The 17,532-nt window shown below is 63.5% G+C and carries 18 protein-coding genes; 7 read left to right on the top strand and 11 right to left on the bottom strand.

The features are described from left to right. Positions 1-58 precede the first annotated feature (58 nt). The 8 genes from AC56LY_RS03610 to AC56LY_RS03575 form a co-directional block, all read right to left on the bottom strand. The gene (locus AC56LY_RS03610; protein ID WP_499576676.1) at positions 59-817 is read right to left on the bottom strand and encodes a 3-hydroxyacyl-CoA dehydrogenase; all 759 of its coding nucleotides are present in this window, start codon (positions 815-817) and stop codon (positions 59-61) included. Positions 818-926: 109 nt separating this feature from the next. Then, positions 927-1,496, bottom strand: coding sequence for a hypothetical protein (locus tag AC56LY_RS03605; RefSeq protein WP_499576674.1), 570 nt, complete (start codon positions 1,494-1,496; stop codon positions 927-929). A gap of 180 nt (positions 1,497-1,676) precedes the next feature. Continuing rightward, on the bottom strand, positions 1,677-2,333 hold the full coding sequence (adk, locus tag AC56LY_RS03600) for an adenylate kinase (protein WP_499576673.1): 657 nt from the start codon (positions 2,331-2,333) through the stop codon (positions 1,677-1,679). Between the two features lie 186 nt (positions 2,334-2,519). Continuing rightward, positions 2,520-3,272: a 3-deoxy-manno-octulosonate cytidylyltransferase gene (gene kdsB / locus AC56LY_RS03595; RefSeq protein ID WP_499576672.1), complete on the bottom strand. Its 753-nt coding sequence runs from the start codon at positions 3,270-3,272 to the stop codon at positions 2,520-2,522. A gap of 9 nt (positions 3,273-3,281) precedes the next feature. Beyond that, positions 3,282-3,452: a Trm112 family protein gene (locus AC56LY_RS03590; protein ID WP_183550164.1), complete on the bottom strand. Its 171-nt coding sequence runs from the start codon at positions 3,450-3,452 to the stop codon at positions 3,282-3,284. After that, positions 3,433-4,479, bottom strand: a complete 1,047-nt coding sequence (gene lpxK, locus AC56LY_RS03585) for a tetraacyldisaccharide 4'-kinase (RefSeq protein WP_499576671.1) — start codon at positions 4,477-4,479, stop codon at positions 3,433-3,435. Before lpxK ends, AC56LY_RS03590 begins: the two co-directional genes overlap by 20 nt. A gap of 39 nt (positions 4,480-4,518) precedes the next feature. Beyond that, complete coding sequence (locus tag AC56LY_RS03580) at positions 4,519-4,956, bottom strand: ExbD/TolR family protein (protein ID WP_499581942.1); 438 nt, start codon at positions 4,954-4,956, stop codon at positions 4,519-4,521. After that, positions 4,956-5,564, bottom strand: a complete 609-nt coding sequence (locus AC56LY_RS03575) for a MotA/TolQ/ExbB proton channel family protein (protein ID WP_183550160.1) — start codon at positions 5,562-5,564, stop codon at positions 4,956-4,958. Before AC56LY_RS03575 ends, AC56LY_RS03580 begins: the two co-directional genes overlap by 1 nt. Positions 5,565-6,627: 1,063 nt before the next feature. Between AC56LY_RS03575 and xseA the strand changes: the two genes are divergently transcribed. Both xseA and AC56LY_RS03565 read left to right on the top strand, forming a co-directional pair. After that, positions 6,628-7,989 (top strand): exodeoxyribonuclease VII large subunit, encoded by a 1,362-nt coding sequence (gene xseA / locus AC56LY_RS03570; RefSeq protein ID WP_499576669.1) that lies wholly within the window; start codon positions 6,628-6,630, stop codon positions 7,987-7,989. A gap of 110 nt (positions 7,990-8,099) precedes the next feature. Further along, a complete protein-coding gene (locus tag AC56LY_RS03565; protein WP_183550156.1) occupies positions 8,100-8,675 on the top strand; it encodes a superoxide dismutase in 576 nt (191 codons plus the stop codon). Between the two features lie 85 nt (positions 8,676-8,760). Here AC56LY_RS03565 and AC56LY_RS03560 read toward each other — a convergent pair whose 3' ends face one another. Further along, positions 8,761-9,630: a UCP032817 domain-containing protein gene (locus AC56LY_RS03560; RefSeq protein ID WP_499576668.1), complete on the bottom strand. Its 870-nt coding sequence runs from the start codon at positions 9,628-9,630 to the stop codon at positions 8,761-8,763. A 167-nt stretch (positions 9,631-9,797) separates the two neighbouring features. Here AC56LY_RS03560 and AC56LY_RS03555 point away from each other — a divergent pair, with 167 nt between their 5' ends. Together AC56LY_RS03555 and AC56LY_RS03550 are read left to right on the top strand one after the other, a co-directional pair. Beyond that, positions 9,798-11,366, top strand: coding sequence for an alpha-amylase (locus tag AC56LY_RS03555; protein ID WP_499576666.1), 1,569 nt, complete (start codon positions 9,798-9,800; stop codon positions 11,364-11,366). A 145-nt stretch (positions 11,367-11,511) separates the two neighbouring features. Then, positions 11,512-12,198: a response regulator gene (locus AC56LY_RS03550; protein WP_499576664.1), complete on the top strand. Its 687-nt coding sequence runs from the start codon at positions 11,512-11,514 to the stop codon at positions 12,196-12,198. A 225-nt stretch (positions 12,199-12,423) separates the two neighbouring features. Here the strand turns inward: AC56LY_RS03550 and AC56LY_RS03545 are convergent, their stop codons facing one another. Both AC56LY_RS03545 and AC56LY_RS03540 read right to left on the bottom strand, forming a co-directional pair. Further along, positions 12,424-13,119 carry a hypothetical protein gene (locus tag AC56LY_RS03545; protein ID WP_499576662.1) on the bottom strand — a complete coding sequence of 232 codons (696 nt, stop codon included), beginning with the start codon at positions 13,117-13,119 and terminating at the stop codon, positions 12,424-12,426. Then, a complete protein-coding gene (locus tag AC56LY_RS03540; RefSeq protein ID WP_499576661.1) occupies positions 13,119-13,958 on the bottom strand; it encodes a MipA/OmpV family protein in 840 nt (279 codons plus the stop codon). The genes AC56LY_RS03545 and AC56LY_RS03540 overlap by 1 nt, the downstream gene beginning before the upstream one ends. Before the next feature lie 351 nt (positions 13,959-14,309). On the opposite strand from AC56LY_RS03540, the gene AC56LY_RS03535 reads away from it, so the two are divergent. The 3 genes from AC56LY_RS03535 to AC56LY_RS03525 all read left to right on the top strand — a co-directional run bounded on the left by AC56LY_RS03535 (position 14,310) and on the right by AC56LY_RS03525 (position 17,532). Beyond that, the gene (locus tag AC56LY_RS03535) at positions 14,310-15,620 is read left to right on the top strand and encodes an ATP-binding protein (protein ID WP_499576659.1); all 1,311 of its coding nucleotides are present in this window, start codon (positions 14,310-14,312) and stop codon (positions 15,618-15,620) included. 71 nt (positions 15,621-15,691) lie between these two features. Beyond that, positions 15,692-16,903 (top strand): MFS transporter, encoded by a 1,212-nt coding sequence (locus tag AC56LY_RS03530; RefSeq protein WP_499576658.1) that lies wholly within the window; start codon positions 15,692-15,694, stop codon positions 16,901-16,903. Continuing rightward, on the top strand, positions 16,900-17,532 hold the full coding sequence (locus AC56LY_RS03525; protein WP_499576657.1) for a helix-turn-helix transcriptional regulator: 633 nt from the start codon (positions 16,900-16,902) through the stop codon (positions 17,530-17,532). Before AC56LY_RS03530 ends, AC56LY_RS03525 begins: the two co-directional genes overlap by 4 nt.

Below are 17,532 nucleotides of genomic sequence, written 5' to 3'. Positions count from 1 at the left end.
GACATCGAAGACATGCTACAGCATCTTCGACATGCTTTCAGGACACGTCCCTGAAGAACTACTTCGGCTGCATGCGGATCGCGCCGTCGAGGCGGATCGTCTCGCCATTGAGCATCACATTTTCGATGATGGCGCGCGCCAGATGGGCGAACTCGGTCGGCAAACCCAGGCGGGGCGGGAACGGCACCATCTTGCCCAGCGAATCACGGACCTCTTGCGGCATGTTCATCAGCATCGGCGTCTCGAAAATGCCCGGCGCGATGGTCATCACGCGGATACCGTTGCGCGCCAGGTCGCGCGCCATCGGCAGCGTCAGGCCGGCCACGGCCGCCTTGGACGACGCGTAGGCTGCCTGCCCCATCTGGCCGTCGAAGGCAGCGACCGACGCCGTGTTGATGATGATGCCGCGCTCACCGTGCTCAGCCGGTTCGGTCTTGCCCATGGCCTCGGCGGCCAGGCGCGCCATATTGAAGGTACCGACCAGGTTGATGTTCACGGCGCGCTGGAACACGTCCAGCGGGTGCGCGCCATCCTTGCCGACGGTCTTGACGGCCGGCGCGACGCCGGCGCAGTTGACCAGGCCGCGCAGCACGCCCAGCTTGACGGCGGCATCGACGACAGCCTGGGCATCGGCTTCCTGGGTGACGTCGCAGCGGACGAACTGGCCTTTCAATTCTTCGGCCAGCGCCTGACCCGCCTCGGCCTGGACGTCGGCGATAACGACGCTGGCGCCGTTCTCGGCGAGCATGCGTGCGGTGGCGGCGCCAAGGCCGGACGCGCCGCCGGTGACGATGAAGACGTTATCCTGGATATGCATGGTTGTCCCTTAGTAAAAGTTCTTGTGCCACTATTTTGCCCGGCTTTAACGTTTACGTAAACGTAAAGTGGACAGCTGGCGAACTTTCGGGACGACGGACGCTCTTACTTCAGAAGCACTGTACCGTGGTGCCGCTGCGGTTACACAGGCGACCGGCGCTGTTCACGCTCGAGCTGCCGACGGCGCCTGCAGTGGTCGCGCCGGTGGCATCGGTGCACGTTGCGCCGATGCATGGGCTGACCTGGCTGGTCGTTGGCACGACGGGTGTCGGCGCACTGGTGGCCGGCGCGACCACCGTCGGTGCATTTGGCGACGCCAGGCGCGCTGCGCTGTCGATCTGCTGCTGGACAGAACGGCGTGCGACCGGTTGCACGCCCTGCTCTTGCCGGGTCTTCGGTGACGGTGTCGGCTGCGGGCGCACGTTCTGTGGCGCCGGATGCGTGGCCGGGTCGATGTCCTTCAGGCGCGACGGCTCCTGGCGGCCCGTGGCTTTCTCTTCCTGTGTTTTTGGCTGCATGTCGATCGGCGCAGCCGGCGTCGACGTTTGCTGGCCATCCAGGGATGGCCGGTATGTCTCGCCCGTGGTGGGCTGACCCTGGGTGGCGCCGGTCGTCTGGGCACTGGCGCCGGCAGCGGCGAGCGCCAGCAGCATGGCGAGGATGGCGTTATTCTTGTTCATGGGAAGACCTCTCAGGGTTGTAGACAGATAACTTATTATCGTCTTGCCAACCCGCACACGGCGCACGGGAAACAATTGCTCACAATTGTACGGCGTAATGACGGTCGCAGGCCCCAAATGCATCGATCCCGCGCGGGCAGTGCCGGCGCGGGATCGATGGGGTCGTACTGAATGGACGAATTACTCGGCCAGCGCCGCAAATGCGTTGTCACGCACCTGCTCGACCGGACCGACGCCCGTGATGCGGCGGTATTTCGGCGCGCCTGGCAGGCCCGACTCGGCCCACTTGCCGTAGTAGCCCAGCAGCACCTTGGTCTGGTTGTGGTACACCTCAAGGCGCTTCGAGACGGTTTCCGCCTTGTCGTCGTCGCGCTGGATCAGTGGCTCGCCCGTGACGTCGTCGGTGTCGGCAACTTTTGGCGGGTTGAACTTGACGTGGTACACGCGGCCCGACGCAGCGTGCGAGCGGCGGCCGGTCATACGTTCGAGAATCATGTCGTCCGGAACGTCGATCTCGAGCACGTAATCGATGTTCACGCCGCTGTCCTTCATCGCTTCGGCCTGCGCGATGGTGCGTGGGAAGCCGTCGAACAGATAGCCGTTCTGGCAGTCTGCGTCCTTCAGGCGCTCCTTGACCAGGCCGATGATGATGTCGTCCGACACGAGTTGGCCGGCATCCATCACTTTTTTGGCGGCCATGCCCAGTTCAGTCCCGGCCTTGATCGCGGCGCGCAGCATATCGCCGGTCGAGATTTGGGGGATGCCGAACTTTTCTTTGATGAAATTGGCCTGGGTGCCCTTGCCGGCACCGGGTGCTCCTAACAGAATGAGACGCATGAGTTTCCTGAGATTCTAGAAAATAGAGAAAAGTAAAATGGCGGATAGGGTGATCTTTTTGATATGGCGCAGACTTCGTTGAGACGGAAGTTACCACAAAAGTTGGCGTAAAAGCCAGTCGCAAGGCGTTGCAGCGAGGATATTTGATCCTGCGCAGATGGCTTTGCTATCCCGTTGTGGCTTGCGTCAAGACGCGTAGTGCAGGCGCACCCGGGCCAGATCGTCGGGCGTATCGACGCCCGCTGGCGGTGCGCTGTCGGTAATGTGCACGGCGATCGGCACACCGTGCCACAGCACGCGCAACTGCTCCAGGGCCTCGATCGACTCGAGTGGCGACACGGCCATGGCCGGATACGCCTGCAAGAACGCATTGCTGTAGGCATACAAGCCAATGTGGCGCAGCGGCGCATAGCCGGCAGGCAGCGACTCGAGCGTCTGCGCGAATGCATCGCGGTGCCACGGGATCGTGGCACGCGAGAAATACAGTGCGCGCCCGTTCTTGTCGAGCACGACCTTGACGACGTTCGGGTTGAACACGTCGGCCGCATCGTGGATCGGGTGCGCGCAGGTGGCCATCGGCACGTCGGCACTGATGCGGGCGGCGCAGGCCGCCAGCAGGCGCGGGTCGATCAATGGCTCGTCGCCTTGCAGGTTGACGACGACGTCATCCGGCGCCAGGCCCAGCACCCGCGCCACTTCGGCGATGCGGTCGGTGCCGGACGGGTGATCGGCACGCGTGAGCACGGCGCTCACGCCATGCTCGGCGCAGGCGGCGGCAATGTCGGCGTGGTCGGTCGCAACGATGATCCGGGTCGCGCCCGATTCACGGGCACGCTCGGCCACGCGCACCACCATCGGCTTGCCGCCAAGGTCGGCCAGCGGCTTGTTCGGCAGGCGGGTCGACGCCAGGCGCGCCGGGATGATGACGGTAAAGTTCATGCAGGCCGATCAGACAGGCTCGATCTTGCGCGCCTGGTCGGCCCACATGATCGGGATGCCGTCACGGATCGGATAGGCGAGGCGGTCGGCGCGGCAGGTCAGCTCCTGCGCCTTCTTGTCGAGTTCAAGCGGACCCTTGCACAACGGGCAGACCAGGATATCAAGCAGGCGAGCGTCCACGACATTTCTCCACGATTTGTTCAGCCAGCGCAGGGTCGAGCTGCGCCGTCACAGGCACGACCCACAAGCGCGGATCGTCCTTCAGATGTTCAAGTTGCCGACATTTTACTGCATCCTTCTCCGTGATCAGGATGATCTCGGCGTCCACGGCGGCAAACGGGTCGTCCAGGAAATCATGATGGTCGGGCAAGGCCAGTTCGCCAGGGGCCAGGCCAGCCGCGCGCAGCATCGCAAAGAAGCGTCCCGGATTGCCGATACCGGCTGCGGCGACGATGCGTTTGGCGCGCAGATCGGCCAGCGGCACGCGGGCGCCGCCGCCGCTGCCGCCATTTAACGGTTCGGCATACTGGCCCGACAGCAGCATGCGGTACGGGGCGCCGCCGACAGCCCGGGCCAGCGCGGGCGTGATCTCGGGGACATTGACCACGGTGAAATCACGGCGGCGCGATGGCGATTCGCGCAGCGGCCCGGCCGGCAGCAGCCAGCCATTGCCCACGCCACGGCCGTCGAACAGGACAATCTCGATGTCGCGTGCCAGCGCATAGTGCTGCAGGCCATCGTCGGTGATGAGGACGTCGACTTCCGGGTGCGCCGCCAGCAGCGCCCTGCCCGCCTCGGCGCGCTGGCGGCCGATGACAACCGGACAACCGGTGCGCTGCGCAATCAGGAGCGGCTCGTCGCCCACGACGCGCGGATCAGAATGCGGCGTGACGGCCCGCGGCGCCCCATCCTTGCCAGCATCGCCACCGTGACCGCGCGAGATGACGCCCGGTCGCATGCCGGCCGCGCGCAAGGCTTCCGCCAGCCAGATCGTCAGCGGCGTCTTGCCGGTGCCGCCAATAAAAATATTGCCGACAACGATGACGGGCACGGGCAACCGCGCCGACTGTTTGAGGCCGGACTGGAACAGCCGGCGGCGCACGGCGGCCAGCGTCCCGAACAGCAGCGCCACCGGCAGCAGCGCGACCGCAAGTGGTCCGCGCCGCAGCCACGCACGGGTCAGGGTTGTTTCGAGGGAAGAAGCCATGCGGGAGGATGCCGGCCCGCTTGACGCGGGCCGGTGAGGTTACTTGCCAGTGCCGGTCTGGGCAGCGAAGGTCAGCTTGTCGTAGCCGGCCACGCGCGCTGCTTCCAGCACATTGATCACCATCTGGTGCATCGCGAACTGGTCGGCGTTGACGATGACGACCGGGCTGGCCACCACCTGGCCATCGGGCGTGCGCGCCGCTGTTTTCATGTCCTGCGCCAGGCCTGCCACGCTGGTAAATGCCACGGGCGTGTTATTGACCGTGTAGTTCCCCTTGGCGTCGACCGTGACATTGATCTCGAACGGCTTTTGCACCTGCTTGTCGGCCTCGGCCGTCGGCAACGTGATCTGCAGTTCGGTGAACTTGCTGTAGGTGGTCGAGACCATCAGGAAGATCAGGACCACGAGCAGCACGTCGATGAACGGGATCAGGTTGATCTCCGGATCCTCACGCTTGCGGCCACGGCGAAAGTCCATCATTTGCGGGCACCATGGACGACGTCGACAAATTTCACCGCCTGCAGTTCCATGTCGACGATATAGGTGTCGACCAGGTTGCGGAAGTGGCGGTAGGCAACCAGTGCGGGCATTGCAATGGCCAGGCCGAAACCGGTGTTGTACAGCGCCACCGAAATACCGTGCGCCAGTTGGGCCGGGTTATTGCCGCCAGTCGGGGCCGAGGCGCCGAAGATCTCGATCATGCCGACCACCGTGCCGAACAGACCCATCAGCGGCGCGAGCGACGCAATGGTGCCGAGCGTGGTCAGGAAACGTTCGAGGTTCTGGGCCACACCGCGGCCTGCTTCTTCGATCGACTCCTTCATCACGTCGCGCGGGGCATCGACATTACGCAGCGCAGCGGCCAGCACGGTGCCCAGCGGCGAATTCTGTTCCAGCTTGTTGATGACGTCCGGCGTGGCCTTGCCGGTGTGGTGCACACGGATGACTTCGTCGAGCAGATTGCGGGGAAGGATTTTCTCGCGGCGCAGCGTGATCAGGCGTTCGACGATGAGAGCGACGGCAACGATCGACGCGAACAGCAGGAACCAGATAGGCCAGCCTGCGGCTTGAAAGATGGCGAGCAAGAGATACTCCTGAGAGGATAAAAGTCAATCCGGCAATGTAGCAAGTTGGCAGCGAAGCAGCAAGTAGAGTTCTGCACACCTTCTGTGGATAAAATTGTGCGCAACGCGCTTGAGGCCATACGAGTGTGTTGATTTCAAAGGACTTTCTGCGCCTGCGCAAGAAAATGGCAGTCTCAGGACTCGGTGCCACCACGCAGTGACACCATGGCTTTTTCGACAACGCCGGCGCGAACGCCTGTAGTTGCGAACACATTCTGTGGACAAAATTGTGCGCAAGCCGCTCTAACAAGTCATAAGTCATTGATTTCATAGGACTTGGTCGGCGCGCCTGTTTTGGAGGCAGTATGTCTACAAAATGATCGCGCCAGCGGGTCGTGTAGTTCCGCACACTTATTGTGGACAAAATTGTGTGCAAGCCACCATTTATGACACTAAGCCTTTGATTTCAATCAGTATTAGCGAACCGCTTAAAATTTGAGCATATGGGCCGATTATGCAATTAAACCTGCCCTGATTCGCCACGTTACCGTGTTTATTTGGCCTTCGAGCCCGTTGTGCTCCGAATATTCACACTGTGCACACTTTGTGTGGATAAGAGTGTGAGGAAGCGTCAAGTTAGCGTCACAAGTCCTTGATTCTATTGGGATGACACTGCGGTGCTTCAAATTAAGGCAGCACGATCCAGGCAGTCGTGCCAACCGATATTGCGGATGCCGGTCCGCAAAACGACCCAAACAGTGCGTCATCATGTGTGCACAGATTCTGTGGACAACTTTGTGATCAAGCGCGCCACAAACGACCTAAGTCATTGTTTTGTAATAAATCCAGGCACGCTGCCCAATCTGCGCGCAGTAACGGGTCTTCTGCAGGAGTTCCCCACAGTTTGTGTGGATAAACTGCTCTCAAACGACATTACCAACCCCTCAAGCCGTTGATTTCAAACACAATTCAATAGATTGCATTGAAAAGCAGCAATAATCGGTGTTTGCCGGCGGTGCGCCACTGACAGAAAACGCCCGCCGGGCGGCTATAATCCCCCCTCCCCGATTTTTCGCGACCCACCATGCCCCCGACCAGCGACGCCGATTCCGCCTACGCTCCCCCCGCCGTTCTGAGCGTCACTGCGCTGAACCAGCAGGTGGCGCGCCTGCTCGAGCGTACTTTTCCACTGACGTGGATTGGTGGCGAAATTTCCAATTTCACGCGCGCGGCGTCGGGCCACTGGTATTTCACGCTCAAGGATGACGCGGCCCAGGTGCGTGCTGTCATGTTCCGTGGCCGTGCACAGTCGGCCGGCTTCATCCCGCGTGAAGGCGACAAGGTCGAGGTGCGCGCCCTCGTGACGCTATACGGCGCGCGCGGCGACTACCAGATCAATGTCGAGGCAATCCGGCGCGCCGGCGTGGGCCAGTTGTACGAGGCGTTTTTGCGCCTGAAGGAAAAGCTGGCCGCGCAGGGCATGTTCGACGCCGACCGCAAGCGCGCGCTGCCGTTGTTCCCGCGCAGCATCGGCATCGTCACCAGCCCCGGCGCCGCCGCGCTGCGCGACGTGCTCACCGCCCTGCGCCGGCGCGTCCCCCATGTCCGCGTGGTGCTCTACCCGACGCCGGTCCAGGGCCAGTTCGCTGCCGACAAGATTGCCGAGGCGATCATGACCGCCTCGCGCCGCGGCGAAGTCGACGTGCTGCTGGTGTGCCGCGGCGGCGGCTCGATCGAAGACCTGTGGAGTTTCAACGAAGAATGCGTGGCGCGCGCGATCGATGCCTGCGCGATTCCCGTGGTCTCGGGCGTGGGGCACGAAACCGACGTCACCATCGCCGACTTCGCGGCCGACGTGCGCGCCGCGACGCCGACCGCCGCCGCCGAACTGGCCGCCACGCCGCGCGCCGACTGGCTTGCGTCGCTGCACGGCGACGCGCTCGATTTGCAGCGCGCGATGGACCGCCGCCTGTCGGACGCCAGCCAGGGCCTGGATAACCTGAGCCGTCGCCTGCTGAGCCCCTCAGCGCAGATCGGTCACCAGCGCCTGAAGTTACTGGCATTGGCCACGGCCATGACGCATGCGGTCAAGCTGCCCATCAACCGCCAGGGACTGGTGCTGGCGCAATTGCAGCAGCGCTGGAGCCGGCACCGGCCCGACATGCGCGCACTGCGGGCGCATTTGGCGTCGGATGAGCGGCACCTGCACACCAGCCTGCGCAACAGCCTCAAGGGCCGCCGCGATGCGTTGATGGGACTGGCGGCGCAGCTCGAACTGCTCAATCCGCAGCGCACGCTCGAGCGCGGCTACGCCATCGTGCGCGATGGCAAAGGCCAGATCGTGCGCGACCCGGCGCAGATCCACGCACGCGACACGCTGCACATCCGCCTGGCCGATGGCAGCGCCGAGGTTGGTGTAGCGCAGGTGCAGAGCGTGCTCGAGTAACGAATCCTGTCTGGCAGGAAAGAGAATGCAGTCATGCAATATTGCTGCAGCCGGTTTAGAATAGCGCCGCTATCAGAACTGCAACCTTTCCAACCCAACAAGGATTTATCATGGAACACACCCTGCCAGCACTGCCGTATGCCAAGGACGCCCTGCAACCGCACATCTCGGCCGAGACCCTGGAATACCACCACGGCAAGCATCACCAGACCTACGTGACCAACTTGAATAACCTGATCAAGGGCACCGAGTTCGAAGAGATGCCACTGGAAGAGATCGTCAAGAAGTCGTCGGGCGGCGTGTTCAACAATTCGGCGCAGGTCTGGAACCATACCTTCTTCTGGCACTGCATGACCCCGAACGGCGCAGCACCGAGCGGCAAGGCGCTGGACGCCATCAATGCCAAATGGGGTTCGGTCGAGAAGTTCAAGGAAGAGTTCAACAAATCGGCACTGGGTAACTTCGGTTCGGGCTGGACCTGGCTGGTGCAAAAAGCCGACGGCAGCGTCGACATCGTCAACACCTCGAACGCCGCCACGCCGCTGACCACGACCGACAAGCCGCTGCTGACGGCCGACGTCTGGGAACACGCTTACTACATCGACTACCGCAACGCGCGCGCGAAGTTCCTGGAAGCATTCTGGAACGTCGCCAACTGGGACTTCGTCAACCAGAACATGGCCTGAAGTAATTGAGTCACCCAATGTCACGTGCGGTCCGGCGTGACGCTGTGCAACGGCCCGCGCACGCGGGCCGTTTGCATGCTGGCGTTCAGTCTCCGCCGCCGCCACCGCCACCGCAACTGCTGCCGCCGCCATCGCCACCATCGCTTCCGCCGCCGTGGCAGTTGAGGTCGGCGCCGCAGTCGCGCAACCCGTGGTCGCTGCCACCATCACCGACGTAATAGGTGCCTGATCCGCTGTCCAGCCCCCGTTTTTCTCGCAGGGCTGAAGCGTAGTCTGCCTGGCTGATCAGGTTCGCCAGCAGCAGCGCCCGCAGTGTCAGCTCGGGATGCAGCCGTGCGCCTCCGGCCATTTTGCCGTTCGCATCCAGACGGCTGTACACGATGTCCTCGTCTTGCAGCGCGTAGCCATGACCATATGGCATACGCAACGTGGCATCGAGGCGGAACAACGCGGGCAAGCCCCGTACCCGCGAGCGCGCGTCTTCGTGCTCGCGACAGCCAACGAGCACGCGCGGCAGTGCCAGCGCATCGAGACTGGCGTGGGGCAGATGGTCGATTGGCTTGCCGAAGTGGCGGCGACAGAAGTGGTCCAGATTCGCGGCATCCCATGCCATCCATGCATGCCAGACGGAGTCGGCGGCCAGCGACGGCAACGCGCACGGTTCGCGCCGGTCAGCGGCGACCTCGAAAAAGCGCATCAATCCAGTTGCTGCTTGCGTGAAAAAAAGCGCGCTGTCCGGCATGCCGGGAAACTCTTTCCCGCTATTGCGCTGCCAGAACGGGAACAGACCCGGCGGAATATCTTCCAGCTGCGAACGAAAGCCGGACTGCCGGATGTGCCGCAGCACGCGTACTTTGACGACCAGGTTCATGGCGTTTTCCAAGGGTGTCAGGACGTGGTTGATGACCGGAATCTTCGACGACAGATCCCTGTTCGTCAAGCCGGAAACCCCCATGCCCAGGCTACCTGGCTCTGAAGCAAGTCTGAATCTACGCCCTGACGTTCCGTGATAATTTCCGCGGTAGCAACATTGGACAGGCAGTGCGTCCACCGTGCGGTCATTCATCGTCAACGCGTCACAACCCGGGAATCAACGTGGAATTTATCCGAATCAGGCAATTGGTGCACCATCTGCCTCGCGCAGCGCGTCTCTCCAGCATCGCCTGCATCGCCGTGGCATTTTCTACGCCAGCGGCCGCAGCCGACTTCAACCCTGCCGACACCTCGGTACAGATGTTCCGCTGGAAATGGAACGACATCGCCAAGGAGTGCACGAACTGGCTCGGGCCCCAGGGCTACGGCGCGGTGCAGATCTCGCCACCGCATGCATCGCGCAAGCTGGACTTCTGGTACGACGTCTATCAGGCCGTCAACTACACCAGGCTCGACAGCCGGATGGGCACGGAAGCCGAGTTGCAGGCCATGATCAACACCTGCCATGCGGCCAAGGTGCGCATCTACGCCGACGTGGTCGTCAACCAGATGGCCGACGGCGCCGGCGCCGGCACGGCCACCGATGGCAGCAGCTGGAATGCCGCCACGCAAAGCTATCCCCATTTCAGCGCCCCCGACTTCCATGCCGCCTGCGTGATCCAGGGCGGCGACTACAGCCTGGCTGACCGCACTAAGGTGACGAGCTGCCGCCTCAACAACCTGCCCGACCTGAATACCAGTGCCACGTATGTCCAGGGGCAGATCCGTAACTACCTGAACAAGCTCGTGGCCATGGGCGTGGACGGCGTGCGGCTGGATGCCGCCAAACACATGGCGCCGGGCGACATTGCCGGCTTCCTCAACGGCGTATCCCGCACGACCAAAGCCGGCGAGCCCCTGTGGTTCACGCAAGAGGTGATCCCGGACAGTGGCGTCAAGGCGAATGCCTACCTGGCCACCGGCTCGGTCAACGAGTTTCATTACGTCTATGCGATGAAGGAAATGTTCCAGAACGTGAATGGCGCGGCCGTCGCAGACTTGCCCAGGTTTATGGGTTCGCCAAGCGCCGGATGGGGCGGGACCTGGGGCTTCATCCCCAGCGACAAGGCAACCGTGTTCATCAACAACTGGGATTCCGAACGCGGCGAACACGCCCCGAGCTCGCTCGTGGCCAGCAACTTCACCGGCGTCCCCAACGATACGCAAGGCACCAAGCGCTACCAGCTGGCCAATATCCTGATGCTGGCCTGGCCCTACGGCGCAGCGCAGGTGCATTCGGGCTTTCGCTTTACCCGGAGCGAACAGCCGCCGCCAGCGGCCAGCCCGTTCGATGCGAATGGCAATCCGCTCATCAACCAGGCATGGGACTTCATCCACCGCTGGCCCGAAATCTCGAACATGGTCGGCTTTCGCGCTGCCACATCGGGCCAGGGCGTGGATAATTTTGTCACCGGCACGCGCAACCAGATCGCATTTTCGCGTGGCAACAAGGGCTTTGTCGCGATCAATAACGATCCGGCGGCCTGGACCACAACGCGCGCGACCGGCCTGCCGCCTGGCACCTATTGCAACGTCATCAATGGCCAGCTCAATGCCGCCAGGACCGGTTGCAGCGGCGACGTCGTGGTGGTCCCGGCCAATGGCGTGATCAAGTTCACGCTGGGCAGCGTGAACGGTACAACCGTGCCGGCGCTCGCGCTGCACGCCAGCCAGAAGGTCGGCGCCAGCTTGCAGCGCGGTACGGATGGTGCGGAGTAGCGATCGTTTGCTTGCCTTGATCCGACAACCGGGCGCGTCCAGATGCGCCCGGTTGTCGTCAAACTGTAATGACTTGTCTCGCTTCTCGCAGGATCTGCCATTGCGCCGCCCTGCCCGCTACAATGGTCGACCGAGGAGAAACTGAATGCACCGTGTAATGTTGGTGGAAGACGATGCGCGCCTGGCCGAGCTCGTCTCCGAATACCTGTCCAGTTACGAGTTCGCGGTTGACCTCGTCACCCGCGGCGATACCGCTCTTGAACGCTTCAAGGAACTGGCGCCCGACGTCGTGATCCTCGACCTGATGCTGCCGGGCCTGGATGGCATGGTCGTGTGCCGCCAGATCCGCGAGCACTCGGACGTCCCGATCCTGATCCTGACCGCGCGCGAAGACTCCTACGATGAAGTCTCGGGCCTGGAACAAGGCGCTGACGACTTCGTCAACAAGCCGGTCCAGCCGCGCGTGCTGCTGGCGCGCCTGCGCGCCCTGATGCGGCGCGCCCAGGCCAAGTCGGGCGTCGATGCGCGCATCCTGCAATTTGGCGCGCTGCGCATCGTCACGAGCGACCGCAGCGTGGTCTGGCGCGGCCAGCCGTGCATCCTGTCGAATACCGAATACAAATTGCTGCTGGTGCTGGCCGAGGCAGCCGGCCGCGTACTCTCGCGCGACGCCCTGCTCAAGAAGATGCGCGGCATCGAATTCGACGGGCTCGACCGCAGTATCGACAACTGCATCTCCAAGCTGCGCCGCAAGTTCGACGACGCCGATTCGGAAAAGATCAAGACCGTCTGGGGCGAAGGCTATCTGTTCTCGCCATCGGCCTGGAATTGACGCGTAAAAAGCCGGGGTCAGGTCTGACATTCAGACACGGCCTCAGGCTTAGCCAGTTCCAATAGCGGCGAAGCCGGGGTCAGGTCTGACATTCAGACACGGCCTCAGCCTTAAACACGTCCAATGGTGTCTTGACCAGTATTAGCATGGCGCGGTGCCAACTAGTTCCAATTACCCGAATGTCGAGATCGTGTCCGAATGTCAGACCTGACCCCGGCTTTTGGCTTATTCAAACACTGGCACGATGGCCAGCGGCGCGTTGTATGTGACGAGCTGGGCTGCATCCGATGGGGCGAAGCGGTAGGTGACGACGGGGAAATCGTCATCGACGTCGCCGGCAAACGCGGCTGCACGCGTGACCGGCAGGACGGTGTCGGTGCTACCGGTGCGCACTCGGGCACCGGCAGCGGGACTTGTCTTTGCAAACACCAGCCGTACGCCCACACACGCCAGGCTGCGCGCCGAAGCGTCGCCATGGCGGGCAAAGCCCAGCGCCTGCTCGCAGGCGGCGCGCAATTCGGTTGTGTCATATGCACCGTCGGCGCGCAGCGCCAGCGAGATGCGCGGGCGCACCGTAAAGCCGCCCAGCGCCCGGCTGGGTGCCAGCACGGCATTCTCGTCGTAGGCAGCCTTGAGCAGCGGCAGCGTCGTACGGCCCAGCGCATCGAGCGCCAGGGTAGTCTGCAGCGTGCGGCCCTTGATCAGCAGGCTCGCGTCGTCGTTCAGCATGCCCCGGATGCGCGGGCGCACCTGCAGCTGATTGTGCAGCAGGTGTTTGGGGCCGCCATACTTGTCGAATACCACCATCGCGCGGTACGCATCCCGATAGCTCACCCATTCCCCGGCGTGCGCCTGCGCGACGGCAACGCCTGCCGTCAGCAGCAGGGTCACGCAGGCGATGTGGTGTACGCGTTGCATCATCAGAAGCGGTAAGCGAAGGCGGTCGAAACCGTCACGTTGGTCGGCCGCTCGACGAGCGGGCTATGGCGAACGCTGCCGATCAGGCGCGTTGCTTGCAGATTGGTCGTGAGCATCCACGATGGACCAAGGGCCCAGTTCCAGCGTGCGCCAGCGCGCACATCCTTCAGGCCGCCACCGGGGCGATACACGGCGTTGCCGCTGCTCCAGGCTTCGTTCTCGTTCACGCCGAAGTAGCTGCGGTTGTAGTCGCGGTTGACCAGCGTGAGGCCGGCATTAAACGAGACCGTGTGCTGCGGCGCAATGGCCACGGCAAGGCGCTGGACGCCCAGTTCCATGCGGGCACCGTCATGCTCGTTGCCCGAGCCGATCAACACGCTGCTGGTGAGCCGCCAGGCCGGGCTCAGATAGTAGTTCAGGAAGGCGCCACCTTCGACGCGGGCATCCACGTCCGGCATGCCGACGACGGGATCGTCGCGCCGCACGCGCGCCGCCAGCGGCAGCATGGTCGCCACGCCGACGCCATCGATGATGCCGCCCGAGCCGGACGCGTCGCGGCTGGCGTGGAGCGATACCAATGGGCCGTATTCAAGGGTGGGATCGTTCGACCAATGCATCCCGGCGCTCATGCCGGAGATAAACACGCCATTGCTCCATTGCACCTGCAGCACCGGCATGACCGACGTCTTGCGGCTTTCCGCACCCTCGTAGCGCGCCCGTGACACGGCGCCCAGCCCCGCATACATGTCGTGGCTGCCATCGGGCATCGGATTGGTGGCCGGCATCTGCGCGCTCGCTGCACTGCTTGCAGCGGCGAGGGCCAGGGCGAAGAACTGTTTCATCGTGATAGCGGTCCGGGAGTTCGTGTGCTGATATTTTACGTCGAGCAAGCTGCGCTCTCCCATCGCATGGTGACACTGCAGATGCTTTCGCTCTGGCTCGAATAAAAAAACCCACTGACACTCGCGCATCAGTGGGCAAACGGAAACCCTGATGATGAGACAGATGGTAAGCGCTGCCGGTGCTGCGAATCACCCTTCAGATGTCCACCAATTGTCGTCAATTTGTAAGGCAGCCAGGGGCGTCCGGCAAGTACGCTTAACGTTCCATCCTTGCCCCTGTACAATCGCCGGCTCAGGAGAAACCATGCATTTGGCCGCATTTCGTCACCGACAGTCACCCGGGATGGCACCGTGAACCGGTTATTTTTCCGGTTCTTCGTGTTCGTCATGCTGTCGATCACGGCTGCGACCTTTCTCATCTACTTCGCGTTTGCCCGCCTGTTTGGCGACCCGCTGGAAGACATTGCACGGCGCCAGGCCGCGGGTCAGATTTTCCTGATCGAGCATTACGTGGACGAAGCGTCCGGCGACGAGTGGCTCACGCGCCTGAACAAGGTGCGCGAGGTCTCGCCAGTGCGCTACGACCTGCTGCCGCTGGCCGATGTGCGCACCCGGCTGTCTGCCGGCCAGCGCGCGGCGCTCGACGGGGGCGCCATCGTCCTCGACATCGGCGAGCGGGCCCTGTACCGGCGCGTCGACCTGCAGGGCGAGCGCTATATCGGCAGCGACGACGACGTGCTGCATGCGCAGAACCTGCCGATCGACATCGGCAAGGAACTCACGATGGAGCTGCTGCGCTTCGTCATCGTCGCCCTTGCCCTGCTGGTGCCGATCGCGTTGTGGTCGCGCTCGCACTGGCGCGCGCTGCAATCGCTGTCGCGCATGGCCGACGAATTCGGCGCCGGCAAGCTGTCGGTGCGCGCGCAGTTGCACCGCTCCGAGATCGTGTATCCGCTGGCCGAACGCATCAACCACATGGCCGGGCGCATCGAAGGCCTGATGGCGGCGCAGCGCAGCCTGCTGCATTCGGTCTCGCACGAACTGCGTACACCGATTGCGCGCCTCGAATTCGGCCTCGAATTGCTCGACGCGCGCGCCGACGACCCGGACCTGCGCCGCCGCATCGCCGCGCTGGAAGGCGACGTGCGCGAGCTGAACGACCTGGTCAAAGAGCTGCTCGACATGAGCAAGCTTGACAGCGCCGGCACGTTGCAGGGTTCCACGGTCGATCTCGACGCGCTGTTGCGCGACTGCTGCGCCACGCTGCCACCGTCGCCCCAGGAAATCACCTGCGAGTTCAAGGACGGTCTTGGCACCATCGAGGCCGATGCTCGCCTGCTGGCGCGCGCCATCGGCAACCTGCTGCGCAACGCCCAGAAATATGCAGGCAGCCGGGTCGTGCTGTCGGCCGCACGGGGTCCAACAGCCATCGAAATTGCCGTCGACGACGACGGTCCCGGCATTCCCGAAAGCGAGCGAGACAAGGTGTTCGAGCCGTTCTACCGGCTCGACCGCAGCCGCGACCGTGCCACCGGCGGCTTCGGTCTCGGCCTGTCGATTGCGCACAAGGCGGTGCTGTTGCATGGCGGCGCGCTGCGCATCGACACCTCGCCGCTTGGCGGCGCGCGCTTCGTGGTGCGATTACCGCAAGCCCCCAAATAAATAAACAGTTTCGTTTACTTATTTTGCGGGCGGGCGTAAGCTCGGCGCGTTGACATTCTTTCAGCGCCATCATGAACCAGCGTTTCCTCATCCTCACTCTATGCGGCCTGGCCCTGCTGTCGACGGTTGGCGCCTCGCTGCCCTATCCGATGCTCGCCCCGCTGTTTGCCGATGGCAGCGTCCATGGGCTCAACAGCTTTCTCGGTCTGCCGCCCAAGCTGCTGTTGGGGATTGCCCTGATGATCAATCCTCTCGGCCTGCTGCTCGGCAGCGCCGTGCTGGGGCCGTTGTCCGATGGTTTCGGCCGCCGCCGCGCGCTGCTGCTGACGACCGTCGGCGCGGCGATCGGCCACTTGCTCACGGCCGTGGCGATGGTCATGGAATCGTATCTGCTGTTCCTGGCAGCGCGCTTCTTCACCGGCCTGCTCGAAGGCAATGGCGCCGTGATGCGGGCCCTGGTGATTGAGCGCATCAAGGGACCGATGCGCAATCACGCGCTGTCGTGGCTGAATGGTTCCTTCAACCTGGGCTGGCTGGTCGGCCCGCTGCTGGGCGGCTTCACGATGACGCTGGGCGCCGAGGTGCCGTTCGGTATCGCCGCTGTCGCCCTGCTGCTGGGTACCCTCTGCGTGTTCCTGACAATTCCCGCCACGCCGCCCGCCACGCACGGCCTGCGCTGGTGGACGGTAGCGCGGGAACGCCATGCGCTGACACTGCTGCGTCACGGCCCGCTGCGCACGCTCTTCATCGTCCACCTGGGCTATTGCTGTGGCGTCGCATCGCTGTACGAATACTTCCCGTTATGGCTGGTCGATGTGGGCGGCTACGATGCGCGCCAGATTTCGCTCGTGAACATGGGCATGTGCGCGTTGATGACGACCGCCGCACTGTTCGCCGGCCACGCCAGCCTGGTGGAAGGCCGCCGGCGCGCTGCCTGGTACGCGGCTGTGGGTGCCACCGCCATCCTGTGCGTGGGCTTCGGTAACCTGTGGATCGGTATTGCCGGGATCGTCCTGTTCGGGGTGCCGCACGCGTTCTACAACACGGCGCTGCAAACCTGGGCGGCCGACGAGTTTGCGGCCCACGGCCAGGGGTCGGTCATGGCGCTGCTGTCGACCATTTTTTGCCTGGCCAATATTCTGATGGCGCTGTTGGGCGCCGTGCTGACGCTGATCGACACCCGGCTGGTGCTGGTCGTCGGCGGCATGCTGGCAGCCTGGGCATCGGTGGCGCTGCGGCGCTGGAGCATGCGCAGTACGCATCCGCAACTGGAGACGCCATGAACACCTCGGAACGCATCCTGATGCAACTGAAAATGCGCGGTCCCCAGACCGCCCAGACACTGGCTGCGCAGCTCGATCTGACCTCGATGGGCGTGCGCCGCCATCTGGAGAGTGCGTTTGAGAAGGGACTGGTCGAGTATGAGGACAGCGGGGGCAAGGTCGGGCGTCCGGTGCGGCGCTGGGGCTTGAGCCAGGCCGGGCAGGCACGTTATCCGGATCGTCATGCCGAACTCACGGTGGACTTGATCGGGCAGGTGCAGACGCTGTTCGGACCGGCAGCGATGGAACGCCTGATTGTCGCGCGTGAGCAGACGAGCGAAGCGCTGTACCGCAGCCGGCTCGACGAAGTCGGCGCTGCGGCGCCACTGGACGCGCGCGTCGCAGCGCTGGCTGCCGTGCGCGATGAAGAGGGGTATATGGCCGAGGCGCAGCCACAGCCCGATGGCAGCATGCTGTTGATAGAGAACCACTGCCCGATCTGCGCCGCGGCACGCATGTGCCAAGACTTTTGCCGCTCGGAGCTCGACGTGTTCGCGCGCGTGCTGGGCCCGACCGTGAAGGTCATCCGCATCGAGCATCAGTTGCATGGCGCGCGGCGCTGCGCTTATGCGGTCTCGACCGCGGAATGA

Source organism: Telluria sp. ZT3P25, from assembly GCF_059685895.1.
The sequence above is the reverse complement of the archived record's forward strand: the minus strand, read 5'-3'. Positions and strand labels throughout refer to the sequence as shown.